We start from the raw sequence: 12,501 nt of genomic DNA, 5'->3' as shown, positions 1-12,501 counted from the left end.
CTGTTTTCCCAATATCATATATGCTAGATGAGGAAAGGGAGATGGGAGTCGACAATGTCATTGATAAGCGACTTTATCGCGGGACGAACGCCGCCGGATTTGTATGAAACCTATCTATCGAACGGGTTGTTCATGCCCTGGGCCGATCCGCTTATTGAGGCTGTCGCGGCCTCGGGCGCTTGCCTCGATATTGCCTGTGGCACGGGTGTTATTTCCCGCAAGCTTTCTGATTTGCCTGAGGTAGTAACATTAGCGTCAATAGATGTCGCACCGCCAATGATTGCCAAGGCAGAAGCCCTGCAACAGGAATATGGTTGTGCGCCGCGCGCGAAGTTTCAGGTGGCGAGTGCACTCGAATTGCCATTTGATGATGACATTTTTGATGCGGCGCTATGTCAGCAGGGGTTACAGTTCTTCCCCGATAAAGTGCTGGCATTGCATGAAGCGGCGCGAGTTCTAAAACCCGGCGGCCGTTTGGGTGCTGCTGTCTGGACTTCGGCGAATGACGGTAATCCGGTCTTTGGCGCTTTTGAGGACATATTGGCGCGCAACATCGGCAGTGATATCGTTCCGATCGCCCCGTTCTCTTTTGGCGATCCGGAGGAAATCCGGTCGGTCGCCGAGCAAGCCGGACTGGATGTGCAAGCGGTTGAACGCCGGGAGATGATCACGACTTTGCCAGCGGTGCGGGACTTTGTGCTGTTCGACGTAATCTTCCTTGGCCGCCCAGGTGCCGATGGCGCTTTGCAAGCGGTCATTGATCCCGCAGATGACACGGCGGATGAACTGATCGAGACAATTATTGCTGAATTAAACGATGCGGTCCGTCAGTATGTGCAGGATGATGGAACTCTAAAATCGCTAACCACAACCCATTTTCTTTTGGCAAAAAATGCCTAAAACTCGACCCCCATCGCATCAGCCACAAACCCCATAAGCGGCGCGACCTTTTCAAACTGTGCCTCAACTGCATCTTCAAATTTCGCGGACGTCGCTAGCTTCTCATCCGCGTTCTGAAAGCTGAAAAAGCTTTTGCGGCGCAGATCGTCGATCAAAGGATGCTCTGGATCGAAACCTTTGGGTGCTCGAACCAGTTGATCGCCGCGCAGGTCTATGCCTTCGACCGCTTCTTCCCAGCGGGCAGGTTTGTCGACGATACGCTGACGGATATTCCGTAACGCTTCACCCTGCGGGCCCCAGACACCGCCGCCAAAGAAAACCTCTCCGGGGCCGAGATGGACATAAAATCCTGGTGCATGAGCATCCTTACCTGCTTCATGGCGAAACTGGCACCCGACATGGGTTTTATAGGGGCTTTTATCCTTCGAAAAACGCGTGTCGCGATAGATGCGAAAGCGGCTGCCGCCATTTGGGCGAGGATCGACCGTTATATGGGGGCTTATGGCCGCGACCCGGGGTGCCATATTGATGATGAAATCAGTGACCGGATCGACGACCTCTGCTTCATAGCGTTTCTTGCGCGCCTTGAACCATTCGCGGTCGTTATTTTGTTCCAGTTCCCGCAGAAAGTCGAATAGTTCCGGGCCAATCATCGCAGTCTCCCCAAATAGAAGACCAATTTGTCAGCCCGGAACAGGGGAGTCAATTCAGGCTGCTATCCCAATTTTCAAACTGCCGGTTGCCGATAAAGCCGATTGCCTGAACGCCGGATCGTTTGACCGTGGCGATGGTGTGATCAAATATCTCATAGCGCGCGTTGGCATCGGTTTGCATATGGAGCTGTGGCTTGTCGGGATCCTTGAGCATGGCTGCCAGACGCGACTTGAGCTGCGTTTCATTTACGGATTTACCATTCCAAAGAGTTAGTCCGGCACTGTTTATACGCAAAAGGTTCACTTTTGGCGGTTCACCGGTGCCCGGGATCGGTGGTGGCGGCAATGCGACCTCAACCTTGTGGGTGGCGATGGGAATAGAGAGCATCAGCATGACCAAGAGGACCAGAAGCACATCGATGAGCGGTGTGATATTGAGTTGCGACATTGGCTGGCTGTCGGAAACGCGGATACCATGCTGGCGAAACTTTGGTCGATAAGTTGGCATTTTCTCTCTCCCGTTTTGACTTATACTCCCATTAACTACGTGTAATGTTATAACATCATACGCAATTTTGAGAATTACGCAAGTTTGACCAACGGTGACCAATCCTGATGCCAAGTAACGCCTATCGCGATACTCTGCGGAGGCCGCTATGTGTTCGCGTTGTCTTTTCATTGAAGCTTTTGCCAAGGGCAGAGCCAGCAATCGTTACTTCGGAGTTTTTGACATAAGTTCGCCCATCGGGCGCTCTGGCGCAGCTCGTTTGGAGATTGAATGTGTTGATACGAGCCAATACCGACGGCTTGAATGATTTCGGCGCAGTCAGGCTGTAGGTCAATATCGCGGGAGATTTTTTGTCTACTGTGACTCGCCCGGTGAGATGCTTCACGAATTTCTTGCTGGCTTTTTCGTCCGGGTCCGGCAACGGTTTGAAAGCATAGGTTGCGGTCGTTGCGGTTTGGCTTATCAATCGTGCGCTTGCCGGAATGCTCTTTGCCATCTCACTGCACCAGAAGCCTTTATAGCGACCATTTTCGATTTCCTTGACGGCTTTCTTGAATTCATCGGACCAGTTGGATTTTGCCGGACGGGAAACTTTCAAACGCTGACCAGCGGGACTGCTGGGATTGATCCGTCCGGCGGCATTCATTTCGCTTGTGACATAGCTGATATCATAGGAATAGATCGGCCCATTTTCTGGCGCATTGAGCGCACGCTTTAGTGGCGTTTGGGCGAGGGCAGGGGCGGACGCCAGCAAGCATGATGATATCACTGCCAGGCGAAGCGATAAGGAACAGGGAGAATTTTTCATGGCAGGTTTTCCGTTTAGAATTTGCAAGATGGGATTGACAGATCAACAGAAACAAGACGAGCTGGTATTGCCAAAACCGTAAACCGTTCATCGTTTTACCAGAACATTTGATGGATAAGTTTCTCTTAATGAGGGTGTGGAAGGTCGATTTAAAAAGCCCCTTGCCTTATTCTCCAAATTGGCGAAAGCTACAAGCTATGTCGGGGGAATTTGAAGCTGCCGGAACGGCCATCGAGGGCGCATTGATTGCAAAAGCAGTCGAGAGCGAGGGCGGTGATGCGGCTGGAAAGCATTCCGGTGACTGTCTCAATTGCGGAGCGCCTGTTACTGGTAGCTATTGCAGCAACTGCGGACAGCCGCTGCATATCCATCGGTCGATTGGCGCGTTTTGGCACGATATCCTGCACGGCGTGCTGCATTTTGAAGGCAAGTTCTGGCGCACGCTGCCGCTCCTGGCCTGGAAACCGGGAGAATTGACGCGGCGCTATATCCACGGCCAACGCGCCCGGTTCATCTCTCCCATGGCGCTATTCCTGTTTTCCGTGTTCATGATGTTCGCGGTCTTTTCCTTCATCGGCGATCCTTTCGGCAGCGAGGATTTGTCGGTGGCCGATACGGCCATTGAGCGCAGCTTTGTGGAACAAGCCGAGCTCGCGGACGAGCAGATTGCAACCAAAACCGCCGAGCTGGACACGGCTTCCCCCGAGGAACGCGTGGTGTTGGAGGAAGAGATTCTGGATCTCAAGAAATCCCGCAATATCATGTCCAACTTCATCGGAGAAGATGCGCCCTATCCTGAGGTCAGCCTGAGTGACGGAGACGGTCAGCTTGGCAATTATACCGCCGAAGAGGTGAAGGAGATCGAATCCCGGATCGAGGATATCAAGCAAGGCAATGTCCTGAACGCTGACAGCGATGTGACATCTGGATCACCAGAATTCGATGCGTGGCTCAAGGGGACCTTTGAAAGGGTCAGCTCCAATCCTGATCTGCTACTCTACAAGCTCCAGGCCAATGGCTATAAATTTGCGTGGCTGCTGATCCCCATATCGCTGCCCTTTGTCTGGCTGACGACCATCGGACGGCGCGGATATCATTTCTATGACCATGCGGTTTTCACGACCTATTCAATCAGCTTCATGTCGCTGTTATTCATTACATGCGCCTTGCTTGCGACATTCGGAGTTTCCGACGGGATCTGGGGTGGATTGCTGATATTCTATCCGCCATTTCATATGTACCGGCAGTTACGCCATGCCTATAAGCTCTCGCGGATTGAGGCCCTGCTCAGACTTTCTGCTTTGCTTGTCTTCACTGTCATCAGCATGACATTGTTTTTCGCCATTCTCTTGGCAGTTGGGATTTTGGGATAAATTATGACCATGAAAATTGATCGTCGCCAGTTAATGGCTCTGGGTACTTTCGGCCTCGGCGCAATGTCTGCACCTGCCTATGCTTCCATGGCCAGCGCACGCGGATTCACTCATGGTGTGGCGAGCGGTGAGCCTTCGCAAAATTCGGTGTTGCTCTGGACCCGATATGTTGGTGGCGGCGACAACAAGCTGACCGTTGAAATGGCGCAAAATGTTGATTTCTCCGGCGCGAAAATGGTCGGGGAAGTGACCGCATCGGCCAGCCGTGATCATATTGCGAAATTTGTCGTTTCGGATCTGGCACCTGGCCAATGGTATTTCTATCGTTTTGTTGCACCGGACGGGTCCAAATCAATGACCGGCCGCACGCGCACGCTGCCACAAGGGCCGACCCAGAAATTCAACCTTGGCGTGTTCGGTTGTTCCAATCTGCCATTCGGTTACTTCAATGCCTATGCCCATGCCGCTCAGCGCAGCGATCTCGATATGGTTATGCATACCGGCGATTATCTCTATGAATATCCCGTCGGTACCTATCCCTCCGAGAAGCAAGCGCTCGCAGGGCGGATGATTGATCCGGGGCATGAGATTGTCCAGCTCGCCGACTATCGCCTGCGCTATGCCGCCTATCGCAGTGACCCTGATTTGCAGCGCATTCATCAGATTTACCCGATGGTCGCCATGTGGGATGACCATGAATTCACCAATGACGCCCATATGAGCGGCGCGCAAAATCACCAGCCGAAAACCGAAGGCGACTGGGAAGTGCGCAAGCGCGTTGCCGAGCAGGTCTATCGGGAATGGATGCCGGTGCGGGATCTCGACCTGAACTTGGGTCGGTGGAGCGAATATCAGATCGGCGATCTGGCGACATTGTTCATGACCGAAAGCCGAATTGGCGGGCGTAGCGAACCGGCGGATCTGGAAGCTGCCCTGCAGGGTCAGGAGAATATCCAGACCGCATTGCAAAATTTTCGTGACACGATCTGGCAGGACCCCGAGCGGCAGATGCTGGGCGCGGTGCAGGAAGCGTGGCTGGCGGAAGCGATGCGCAAATCGCGAAAGTCGGGAACCAGGTGGCAGGTTTGGGGGCAACAATGTGTGATGGGCGAACTGCGCCTGCCGCAAGAGGCCGTCAACTGGCTGGCAGATGATGCGCCGGCCTTTGCCAAGGCGCGGGTTGCGATTGGCGCGCTGGCGGCCAAAGTCGGCCTGCCGATCAATCTCGACAGTTGGGATGGCTATCCCAAGGCGCGGGAGCGGGCGTTGATGGGCGCGCAGGAGGCCGATGCTGATCTGATCGTGTTGTCGGGTGACAGTCATAATGGCTGGGCGTTCAATCTGGAAACCAGCGGCGGTGCGGCCGGCGTGGAATTTGGCGGGCACAGCGTGACCTCGCCCGGGCTCGAATCCTATCTGTCTGGCGCAGACCCGGCGACAGCAGCGCGCGCCGTTCAGCAAACCAACGATCAGCTGCAATGGTGTGATACATCCAATCGCGGCTATATGACGGTTTCCCTGACGCCTGAAAAAGCAATATCGACCTGGCATTTCCTCGATACGATCCGTACAAAGTCGACGGCAATGAAGGGCAGTGAGAGCCGCACTGTGATGCGCGGGCAACGGTCTTTGATGGTCTAGGCTTCAACTCACAACTATTTGTCCTGAACCTCTCGACATTCCTATCAAAGTTGCGCAAAGCAGCGGTTCCGTAAAATGAAACACCGGAATTAGAGAAACCATGTCTGAAGAATTCTACCGCATCAAACGCCTGCCGCCCTATGTGTTCGCTGAAGTGAACGCGATGAAGGCAGAGGCGCGCGCCCGCGGTGAAGATATTATCGACCTCGGCATGGGCAATCCCGATGGCGCGCCGGCCAAGCATGTGATCGACAAGCTTTGCGAAACGGCCAATGATCCCACCGCACACCGTTATAGCGCGTCCAAGGGTATCAAGGGGTTGCGCCTCGCGCAGTCCAAATATTATAAGCGCCGCTTTGATGTGGATCTCGATCCCGAAAGCGAAGTGATCGTAACGCTCGGTTCCAAGGAAGGCCTCGCCAATCTGGCGCAGGCCATCACTGCGCCCGGCGATGTGGTGCTGGCACCCAACCCGTCTTATCCGATCCACACTTTCGGGTTCATCATTGCGGGTGCTGCTATCCGCTCGATTCCCGCGGCACCGGGTCCGGATTTCTTTACCCGGCTCGAATATGCGATGAGCTACAGCGTGCCGAAACCATCGGTGCTGGTGATGGGCTATCCATCCAACCCGACCGCCTATGTCGCCGATCTCGATTTTTACCAGAAGGTTGTCGATTTCGCGCGCGATCACAAGCTTTGGGTGATCAGCGATCTTGCTTATGCGGAAATCTATTATGGCAACACACCGACCCCTTCGATGCTGGAAATTGACGGGGCGAAAGATTGCGTGGTTGAATTTACCAGCATGTCGAAAACCTATTCCATGCCCGGCTGGCGTATGGGTTTTGCCGTCGGCAATCAGAAACTGATCGGCGCGCTGACGCGGGTCAAATCCTATCTCGACTATGGTGCCTTCACGCCGATACAGGTCGCCGCCACGGCAGCACTGAATGGACCGCAAGATATTATCGACGAGAACCGCGCGCTCTATAAAAAGCGCCGCGACGTGATGGTCGAAAGCTTTGGCCGCGCCGGTTGGGATATCCCTCCACCAGAAGCCAGCATGTTTGCATGGGCACCGATTCCCGAACAGTTCAAACATCTCGGCTCCATGGAATTTTCCAAGCGCCTGATTGCCGAAGCCGGCGTCGCGGTGGCCCCGGGTCCGGGCTTTGGCGACGAAGGCGAAGGCTATGTCCGCCTAGCGCTGGTCGAGAATGAACAGCGTATCAGGCAAGCGGCGCGGAGCATGAAGAAGTTCCTTAGTCAGGGGTGATCGGAAAAGAGGGGGAGGGTTTTGATAAACCTCAAACTCCCACCACCCCCCGTGCTCCGCATCAAGTGCGGAGCACCAACCACCAGCTTTGCCTACCTATCTCTTCCCAAAGTTCACACAAATCACACAGCCTCCTTTCTCCCTTTCACGCTCCAAAGTTCACACAATTCACACCGGTTCTTCCAGATCATCAAATATCCCGCTGCGCTCCAGCAAGCCGCTGCGATCGGCGCGCTCCCATTGCAGATCATCCCATTCTTCGCGCTCGGCAATATCAAGATCGGAGACATCAATATCCTCCGGCGCCATCGCCTGTATCTTCTCGCGTTCGCTGTGGAGCGCGATGGTCGCCAGCAAATCACTGTTGGACAAGGATGATTGCGGCTGTGTACCGACTGTCCGGCCAGAGGCTTCAATCTCCTCGACAAGCTCAGCGCAATCGCTGCCCTGTCCGATGCCTTCCAGCAGATCATCAAAATGCTCTGCTGCCACCCGTGCCGGATTGCCTTTCACATCCAGCCCGTCCGCCATCTTGTCGAGCCGTGCCAATGCCGCCAGAAACAAGGGCGCGCTCCAGCGCTCTCTGGTGCCCACTTCCTCGCCCTGATGCCCGGTGATCAGCACATTGGGAAAGGTGATAAGGCGCGCAAATACGTCGTCCTGAATGCCGCGATTTGAAATATCTTCAAAAAAGAAGTCCGCTTCCTCTTTATAGACATCAAGCCCCAGTGCTCCGATTTTGTCGCTTTTGAGCCCGCTGATCAAGGCGGCACTATCCACCACGGCGCCCCGACTGGTATTGATCAGCACTACACCCGGTTTCATCGCTTCAATTGCGGCGTGATTGATCAGATGATGGGTCTCTGGTGTTAGCGGGCAGTGGAACGTGATGATATCTGATGCAGCGAACAGATCCTTCAGAGGCACAAAATCGACCGGTACCGGCATGTTATCCGGGTCAGGATAGCGATCAAAAGCGAGCAACTTGCAACCGAAACCATGCAAGATTTCTGCAACGGTTCTACCGATTTTGCCAGTGCCGACAATGCCTATGGATTTGCCTTTCAGGTTGAAGCCTAGCAACCCCTCCAACGACATATTCCCTTCTCGAACGCGGTTATAGGCCCGGTGGGTTTTGCGGATGAGGGTGAGCATCATTGCCACGGTGTGCTCGGCAACAGCGTGGAGAGTAAGTCGGCACATGGGCAACCGCGATCCCATGCTGTGCGGCTGCTTTCAAGTCGACATTGTTAAAGCCCGCACAGCGCAGGGCAATCAAAGCAATGCCAGCCTGCTTTAAAGCCGCCAGTATCTCCGCGTTCAATTCGTCATTTACAAACACGCAAACCGCTGACTGATCGGTAATCAATCGCACCGTATCATTTGACAGTCGAGGTTCGAAATATGTCAGCTTGTTGATCGAACCCGCATTGGCAATATCCAGAAATTTGCGGTCATAATCCTTGGTACTGAATATCGCGACTTTCATGATCACTCTCCTGCAGACCTGCAGACCGTTTAACCGAGCTTCTCATTTGAATGTGGGCGGGATAATGCTTCAATCCGGTTTAATACTTAAGACCATCCTATACGCCCACTTCCTCCCCGGGCACGGTCTTCAAAAAAATGTTTTGGCGGCTGCGCGAATAGCGTCAGGAATATTTCATGTGATTTCTAATGTCCGTTTTCGCGTCCAAAGTGGAAATTAGCACACAAACAAAAAGCCCCGCCAGATTGCTCGGGCGGGGCTTTGGGGTAAATTTAATTTTAGGCTTATGCGTAGCTGACTTTCACATTCGCTTTACGCTGACGACGCATGGCTCCGCCAACTGCACCGAAACCAAAGATCATGAAGGCCCAGGTGGCTGGTTCAGGAACGGCACCCATCGCGCCAATAAGCTGGATATAGGGCGAAACGCCCGAATAACCGCCTGTTGTCGGACTATCAAAACCGCTGATATTTGCATTTCTGGATATCTCGGTAATGCCATTGGCGGTGAGGTCTTGTATAATCCAACGCCCGGTCAAACTGACACCATCACCCAAAATACCAAGATCATAGGTGCGTCCGGCCAGGAAGGTAAAAGAAAGCGCGTCGGTATAAAGAAATCCGGCTCCTTGCGCATCGAACGCCTTTGTCTGGCTGAACAGGACATCGCCGGTACCGCCGTTTAAGGCACTGTCAAAAATCAGAAATTTAACATTCTGAGCGTCATTCACGCTTGAAAAAACGCCAAATTGACTGATTGTGACGTCCTGAGCAAATTGCAATACCGCTGCATAGTTCCGATCAGATCTACGCTCTTCGGTGACACAAGTTGCAGTTCCGCAAAGCGGCTCACCGAGTGCCTGACTGTCAAATAAAACACTGGCGGTTGCCGGTGTGGCTGCAAATGCTGCAACAGCCGCAGCAGTTGCGAATAAAAATTTCTTCATTGTGAAAACCCCCTTTTTGAATGGCCTCCCTAAGGCCATCGGCAAGATGTCCGTCAACATCCGCCCGTTTTTGCGATCCCTAACGAATTGTTAACACGCAAATACAGGATATTAAAGTCATTTTTATCCAATCTGGAAAAGTGTCTCTAACTGCTACAGGTGGTTGAGCCTGACATTAGCCTTTAAAGCAGACACAAGGCCTCACTTGATAAACTTGAACATATGCCCGCCAATTTTCCGCATCTGGATTTCTTCCGATCCTTCGGTAATCCGGTAGCGGCGGTGATGGCGGTAGATATGTTCAAACGGCTTGTGGCGCGAATAGCCCATGCCGCCATGGACCTGCATCGCGCGGTCGGCGGCGTCGCAGCATAGGCGGTTGGCGCGATAGTTACACATGGAGACCTGCGCCGAGAGATATTTGGCGACATCAACCTTGGGCATGCCGTCCATTTGGGATGCTGTTTTATAGATGAGCTGGCGCAGCATGGCCGCTTCTGTATGGAGTTCGACCAGCGGAAACTGGATCGCCTGATTGACTGACAGGGGCTTGCCAAAGGGTTTGCGCTCTCCGGCATATTTGACGGATTCATCGATGCAATATTGCGCGGCACCCAAAGAGGATGCGGCTTGGCGGATCCGGTTTTCGTGGACAAAATGCTGCGCGGCGGCGAGGCCCATGTCGAGGTCGCCCAATATCTGGTCCGCCGGAATCCAGACATTGGTAAAGCTGCATTTCGGGTGGTCGGTGGGCATGTTGAATGTCCACATATATTCTCCGATTTCAAAGCCCTCGGCGTCTACCGGGACAATGAAACAGCCTATGCCTTGCGCATCACCGTCCTTGCCGCGGTGGCGGGCAAAGGTCATGACATGGCTCGCGACATGCAGGCCGGTGGTCCACATTTTGTTACCGTTGATCAGCCAACCATCGACGCCATCGCGCCGCTCGGCGACAGCTGTCGTGTCCATCCAGGTCGCATCGGAGCCGTGATGTTCCTCAGTTAGACCAAAGCACCATTTCATCTCGCCCGCGAGCATGGCGGGTATGCATTCCTTTTTCTGTTCCTCGGTTCCGAAGTCACGCACCATTAAAGGTTGGACCAGATTGCCGACGATGGAATTTTCATTCTGCAAGTCATTATGGAGACCAAGGCCTTTGTGCGCGAGATGTTCGCGGATCCGCGCCATGCCGAGATTGGACCCGTCCTTCCCGCCAAATTCCTTGGGCAGGGCGTAGCGAAAATGGCCGGCAGCATCCGCGGTGCGACGCATCTCGTCGAGCAGGTCTTCCCATTCCTTGGTCGGCAGGCCCTGATTGTCCCAGTCGGTCCGGCTGTCCTCGCGGCGATGGTCGAAAAAGCGGATATTGTCATCGCGCCGCTCAATCGGCTTGATTTCGGCTTCGATAAAATCATCGAGAACGGTGAGGTAATCTTCAATATCCTGTGGAATTTCAAAACTCATATCATGGGTTCCATTTGTTGAGGGCAACGGCAAGGCCGGCATATTTGGGCTGGTCGATAGACAGGCGTTCCAGCGCAGACAGCCTGAGATGATCCCACAGCCCGGGATGTTCGGGACTTATGCGCCCTTCTGAAAGGGCGGTGCAAAGCTGTCCATGGTCAAATCCGATAGCTTTCAGCCGTTTATCCGATGCTGCTTTGAAAGCCGGACCGAAACGCGCCTGACGTTGCGCAATACCAAGGGCATTGCCAGCCACGCGGGACTGGAACCGGTCATGCCCTTTCAGGTCTGGTTGCACGTTTTTACTATTCCATTCCGAGAGTGCGGTCAGCAACTCATCATAGCCGGTTTCGCCCCTGGCATCCTGTGCTTCGGGCAATTTCCAATCCAGCTGAGTGCAGAATTGCCGCGGCAGTATCTCTTCGAACAGCAGGGCCAGGTCAATTTCGACCTCCGAAACCCGGCGACCGATAACGGTGCGCTCCAATGAGCGATCGCCATGGCTGCGCCATATTTCACCCATGACCATACAGGCAACGCCCCACCAGACAGTGGAATAGATCAACCAGAAACGGAAGCGGTCCGGATCAACACCTTCGCCGCTGTGCCTTGCATATGCGGCGAGGAAGGCTTCCGCGCTGTCAAAGCCGCCGGCAACTTTCTCATAATGGCCAAAACGCCAGCTGGGCGTGCAGAGATAGGCAAGGTCCTGAACCGGATCGCCTAGTCTGGCCAATTCCCAGTCCAGCACCGCGGACAGTCCGGTGGGGGCGATCATGAGATTGCCCATGCGAAAGTCGCCATGTACGAGTTTTCTCGCCTCGCTATCCGGCGCGTTTTGCATCAGCCAGTGAAAGGCATATTCATAGATCGGGATGGCGCGCCAATTTCGTCATATTTATCCTTTTGCAAACCGATGAGATCCAGCGGCGAATAATATTCGAGGCTATCGGTCAATGATTCCGGATCAATATTGTGAATGTTCCATAGCTCTGCCGCGCATTGGTCGGTCAATTTGCTTTCGGCTTCCGCAAAGTCCGGATTGCCCAGGATTTTGTGGGGCAGGGTCTCGCCCTCCGCCTTTTCCATCACAAAGCCTTCGCCAAGGCCGTCTTCTGGCGACAGCCTTGCCCGGACGATCGGGGCCGTCACACCAGACTGTACGGCGAGATCGATGACATCGGCCTGCGTGGCCAAGGGCACGCCGCGCAATCCTTCATCATCAGGGGATATGCCAGCCGGCAAACGACGCAGCACAAATTCCTCGCCGCCATAGGCAAAGGCCCAGCTTTCCATGCTGGCCCCGCCCGAAAGTCGCCTGAGGTCCGACAGCTTGCCGTCTGTGCCCAATGCCTTGCGGCAAAAAACGGTCAGTTTCTGTTCGGAAAGCGCGTTGTTCATCAAGGAAGCTTAATTGCTCGGTTAAAACTTGGCAA

At 54.0% G+C, this 12,501-nt stretch carries 13 protein-coding genes; 4 read left to right on the top strand and 9 right to left on the bottom strand.

From position 1 onward, the window contains the following. Window positions 1-54 precede the first annotated feature (54 nt). On the top strand, window positions 55-900 hold the full coding sequence (locus tag ACO6S1_RS19015) for a class I SAM-dependent methyltransferase (protein WP_422344108.1): 846 nt from the start codon (window positions 55-57) through the stop codon (window positions 898-900). On the opposite strand, the gene ACO6S1_RS19010 is transcribed toward ACO6S1_RS19015, so the two are convergent. The 3 genes from ACO6S1_RS19010 to ACO6S1_RS19000 form a co-directional block, all read right to left on the bottom strand. Continuing rightward, window positions 897-1,553, bottom strand: coding sequence for a DUF2461 domain-containing protein (locus ACO6S1_RS19010; RefSeq protein ID WP_422344107.1), 657 nt, complete (start codon window positions 1,551-1,553; stop codon window positions 897-899). The two genes, ACO6S1_RS19015 and ACO6S1_RS19010, sit on opposite strands and share 4 nt — an antisense overlap. Before the next feature lie 49 nt (window positions 1,554-1,602). Continuing rightward, a complete protein-coding gene (locus tag ACO6S1_RS19005; RefSeq protein WP_422344106.1) occupies window positions 1,603-2,061 on the bottom strand; it encodes an ExbD/TolR family protein in 459 nt (152 codons plus the stop codon). 121 nt (window positions 2,062-2,182) lie between these two features. After that, complete coding sequence (locus tag ACO6S1_RS19000; RefSeq protein WP_422344105.1) at window positions 2,183-2,869, bottom strand: hypothetical protein; 687 nt, start codon at window positions 2,867-2,869, stop codon at window positions 2,183-2,185. Window positions 2,870-3,066: 197 nt separating this feature from the next. Here ACO6S1_RS19000 and ACO6S1_RS18995 point away from each other — a divergent pair, with 197 nt between their 5' ends. The 3 genes from ACO6S1_RS18995 (at window position 3,067) to ACO6S1_RS18985 (ending at window position 7,162) form a co-directional block, all read left to right on the top strand. Continuing rightward, window positions 3,067-4,242: a DUF3667 domain-containing protein gene (locus ACO6S1_RS18995; RefSeq protein ID WP_422344104.1), complete on the top strand. Its 1,176-nt coding sequence runs from the start codon at window positions 3,067-3,069 to the stop codon at window positions 4,240-4,242. A gap of 3 nt (window positions 4,243-4,245) precedes the next feature. Further along, window positions 4,246-5,883, top strand: coding sequence for an alkaline phosphatase D family protein (locus ACO6S1_RS18990; RefSeq protein ID WP_422344103.1), 1,638 nt, complete (start codon window positions 4,246-4,248; stop codon window positions 5,881-5,883). 100 nt (window positions 5,884-5,983) lie between these two features. Then, window positions 5,984-7,162: an LL-diaminopimelate aminotransferase gene (locus ACO6S1_RS18985; protein ID WP_422344102.1), complete on the top strand. Its 1,179-nt coding sequence runs from the start codon at window positions 5,984-5,986 to the stop codon at window positions 7,160-7,162. A 168-nt stretch (window positions 7,163-7,330) separates the two neighbouring features. Here ACO6S1_RS18985 and ACO6S1_RS18980 read toward each other — a convergent pair whose 3' ends face one another. The 6 genes from ACO6S1_RS18980 to ACO6S1_RS18955 all read right to left on the bottom strand — a co-directional run bounded on the left by ACO6S1_RS18980 (window position 7,331) and on the right by ACO6S1_RS18955 (window position 12,466). Next, entirely contained in the window at window positions 7,331-8,320 is a 990-nt protein-coding gene (locus ACO6S1_RS18980) for an NAD(P)-dependent oxidoreductase (protein ID WP_422344101.1), read from the bottom strand. Further along, window positions 8,280-8,651 carry a hypothetical protein gene (locus ACO6S1_RS18975; protein ID WP_422344100.1) on the bottom strand — a complete coding sequence of 124 codons (372 nt, stop codon included), beginning with the start codon at window positions 8,649-8,651 and terminating at the stop codon, window positions 8,280-8,282. The genes ACO6S1_RS18980 and ACO6S1_RS18975 overlap by 41 nt, the downstream gene beginning before the upstream one ends. A gap of 284 nt (window positions 8,652-8,935) precedes the next feature. Further along, complete coding sequence (locus ACO6S1_RS18970; RefSeq protein WP_422344099.1) at window positions 8,936-9,598, bottom strand: PEPxxWA-CTERM sorting domain-containing protein; 663 nt, start codon at window positions 9,596-9,598, stop codon at window positions 8,936-8,938. Between the two features lie 201 nt (window positions 9,599-9,799). Then, window positions 9,800-11,065, bottom strand: a complete 1,266-nt coding sequence (locus tag ACO6S1_RS18965) for an acyl-CoA dehydrogenase family protein (RefSeq protein WP_422344098.1) — start codon at window positions 11,063-11,065, stop codon at window positions 9,800-9,802. Window position 11,066: 1 nt separating this feature from the next. Next, entirely contained in the window at window positions 11,067-11,909 is an 843-nt protein-coding gene (locus tag ACO6S1_RS18960; RefSeq protein ID WP_422344097.1) for a DUF6285 domain-containing protein, read from the bottom strand. After that, a complete protein-coding gene (locus ACO6S1_RS18955; protein ID WP_422344096.1) occupies window positions 11,909-12,466 on the bottom strand; it encodes a phosphotransferase in 558 nt (185 codons plus the stop codon). The genes ACO6S1_RS18960 and ACO6S1_RS18955 overlap by 1 nt, the downstream gene beginning before the upstream one ends. Window positions 12,467-12,501 lie beyond the last annotated feature (35 nt).

The sequence above is a fragment of the Parasphingorhabdus sp. genome, assembly GCF_965233695.1.
In the GTDB taxonomy this organism is placed as follows: Bacteria; Pseudomonadota; Alphaproteobacteria; order Sphingomonadales; family Sphingomonadaceae; genus Parasphingorhabdus.
This window is presented reverse-complemented; position numbering and strand designations above follow the sequence as displayed.

What these genes read in the sequence shown, in the direction of transcription:
- ACO6S1_RS18955 (WP_422344096.1), bottom strand. Translation starts at nt 12,466, where the DNA reads ATGAACAACGCGCTTTCCGAACAGAAACTGACCGTTTTTTGCCGCAAG.
- ACO6S1_RS19010 (WP_422344107.1), bottom strand. Translation starts at nt 1,553, where the DNA reads ATGATTGGCCCGGAACTATTCGACTTTCTGCGGGAACTGGAACAAAAT.
- ACO6S1_RS19015 (WP_422344108.1), top strand. Translation starts at nt 55, where the DNA reads ATGTCATTGATAAGCGACTTTATCGCGGGACGAACGCCGCCGGATTTG.
- ACO6S1_RS18995 (WP_422344104.1), top strand. Translation starts at nt 3,067, where the DNA reads ATGTCGGGGGAATTTGAAGCTGCCGGAACGGCCATCGAGGGCGCATTG.
- ACO6S1_RS18980 (WP_422344101.1), bottom strand. Translation starts at nt 8,320, where the DNA reads ATGATGCTCACCCTCATCCGCAAAACCCACCGGGCCTATAACCGCGTT.
- ACO6S1_RS18960 (WP_422344097.1), bottom strand. Translation starts at nt 11,909, where the DNA reads ATGCAAAACGCGCCGGATAGCGAGGCGAGAAAACTCGTACATGGCGAC.
- ACO6S1_RS18965 (WP_422344098.1), bottom strand. Translation starts at nt 11,065, where the DNA reads ATGAGTTTTGAAATTCCACAGGATATTGAAGATTACCTCACCGTTCTC.
- ACO6S1_RS19000 (WP_422344105.1), bottom strand. Translation starts at nt 2,869, where the DNA reads ATGAAAAATTCTCCCTGTTCCTTATCGCTTCGCCTGGCAGTGATATCA.
- ACO6S1_RS18970 (WP_422344099.1), bottom strand. Translation starts at nt 9,598, where the DNA reads ATGAAGAAATTTTTATTCGCAACTGCTGCGGCTGTTGCAGCATTTGCA.
- ACO6S1_RS18985 (WP_422344102.1), top strand. Translation starts at nt 5,984, where the DNA reads ATGTCTGAAGAATTCTACCGCATCAAACGCCTGCCGCCCTATGTGTTC.
- ACO6S1_RS19005 (WP_422344106.1), bottom strand. Translation starts at nt 2,061, where the DNA reads ATGCCAACTTATCGACCAAAGTTTCGCCAGCATGGTATCCGCGTTTCC.
- ACO6S1_RS18975 (WP_422344100.1), bottom strand. Translation starts at nt 8,651, where the DNA reads ATGAAAGTCGCGATATTCAGTACCAAGGATTATGACCGCAAATTTCTG.
- ACO6S1_RS18990 (WP_422344103.1), top strand. Translation starts at nt 4,246, where the DNA reads ATGACCATGAAAATTGATCGTCGCCAGTTAATGGCTCTGGGTACTTTC.